This is a genomic window from Rhodococcus sp. EPR-157 (genome assembly GCF_001647195.1).
In the GTDB taxonomy this organism is placed as follows: domain Bacteria; phylum Actinomycetota; class Actinomycetes; order Mycobacteriales; family Mycobacteriaceae; genus Rhodococcoides.
This window is the reverse complement of record NZ_LVCV01000321.1, coordinates 1-1,339: the sequence shown is the minus strand read 5'-3', so window position 1 is coordinate 1,339 and position 1,339 is coordinate 1. Positions and strand designations below refer to the sequence as shown.

2 protein-coding genes are annotated in these 1,339 nt (G+C 63.6%); both read left to right on the top strand.

Features of this window, described 5'->3' with window-relative positions; all coding sequences use genetic code 11:
* On the top strand, positions 1-682 hold a 682-nt coding region (locus A2J03_RS14910), incomplete at its 5' end, for an ABC transporter substrate-binding protein (RefSeq protein ID WP_156520405.1).
* Between the two features lies 1 nt (position 683).
* A complete protein-coding gene (locus A2J03_RS14905; protein ID WP_068375332.1) occupies positions 684-1,157 on the top strand; it encodes an NUDIX hydrolase in 474 nt (157 codons plus the stop codon).
* Positions 1,158-1,339 lie beyond the last annotated feature (182 nt).

Sequence of the window (1,339 nt, the reverse complement as noted above, 5' to 3'; positions counted from 1 at the left end):
CGGCGACCAGGAACTGTACCTGGGCACAGGAATTGCGGAGATCCCCACAGTCGGGACGGTCGGTGCGCCCGACATCGATGCAATTGTCGGGCTCGAACCGGATCTCATCATCGGCTCGGACTCCTTGGGCTCCGAGCTGTACGGCTCCCTGACGGATATCGCCCCTACCGTGTTCACCTCCACCGAGGACGGCTGGAAAGGTGCATTCCTGCAATCAGCGGCCGCCCTCGGCCGCGGTGGCACCGCGTTCGATGAGTTGGCTCGCTTCAGCGCTGACGCCGAGCAGGTCGGCCGAGATGTCAACGCGAACCAGACTCAGGCGTCCGTCGTCCGATTCCTTCCGGACTCGATCGTCACCGACGGCCGGTCGTCCTTTGCCGGCGAAGTACTCGACGAGATCGGGGTACAGCGTCCACCGTCGCAACGCGACGCTGCTACAACAGTTCCCGCCGACGACGTCGCAGGTGCCGAAGGCGACATCGTCTACGTCCGATTCGACGGAGACGACGGCGAGAGCTTCGGCAAGAGTGTCATGACGAGCGACGCCTGGGAGGGCCTCGGCGCGGCGAAGGACGGTCGCATCTTCGTTGTGAACGACACCGTGTGGTCCGGTAGCGGGGTGATCGCAGCGAGGGCAATCCTTGCGGATGTGACGAACTCGCTCAACGCGTACGTGTCCTGACATGCCGATCCCCGAATTCGTTCTGGCACTTCGCAGCAAGGTCGGCACGTCCCCGCTCTGGCTCTCCGGGGTCAGCGCAGTGATCCTCGGTGACGACGGCCGGATACTCCTGACCCGACGCCGCGACAACGGCATGTGGGCCGTCGTGTCCGGGATCCTCGAACCCGGCGAAGAACCCGGCCCCGCGGCGTTGCGCGAGATCGACGAGGAGACCGGCATCGAAGCCGAACTGGTGCGACTGACCAGCGTCGACGTCACCGAGAAGATCACCTACCCGAACGGCGACGTCGCTCAATACCTGGACATCACGTTCCTCGCACGGCATGTGTCCGGCACCGCTGCTGTGTCGGACGACGAAAATCTGGCTGTCGAGTGGTTCGCCGTCGACGCCCTGCCCGACAACCTCGCCGACACCTCACGTCTGCGTATCGAGCACGCGCTCGGTGGCGTACCCGAGGCGTGGTTCCGCCGCTGATCGGTAGTTCGATTCGGCTGCACTCCCCCGTTTCGGTGACCGGATGTCTGTTTCGGTCACTCAGAGTGTGCGAATGATGCTCCTATGTATGTCAACCGTGTTGTGGGTGTGCAAGTAGGCCGAATACTTCGCGGGCTATGGCACGTTTGAGGCAGCGCATAATCTCGCGCGGTGTTTTGCCT

What these genes read in the sequence shown, in the direction of transcription:
- A2J03_RS14905 (WP_068375332.1), top strand. Translation starts at nt 684, where the DNA reads ATGCCGATCCCCGAATTCGTTCTGGCACTTCGCAGCAAGGTCGGCACG.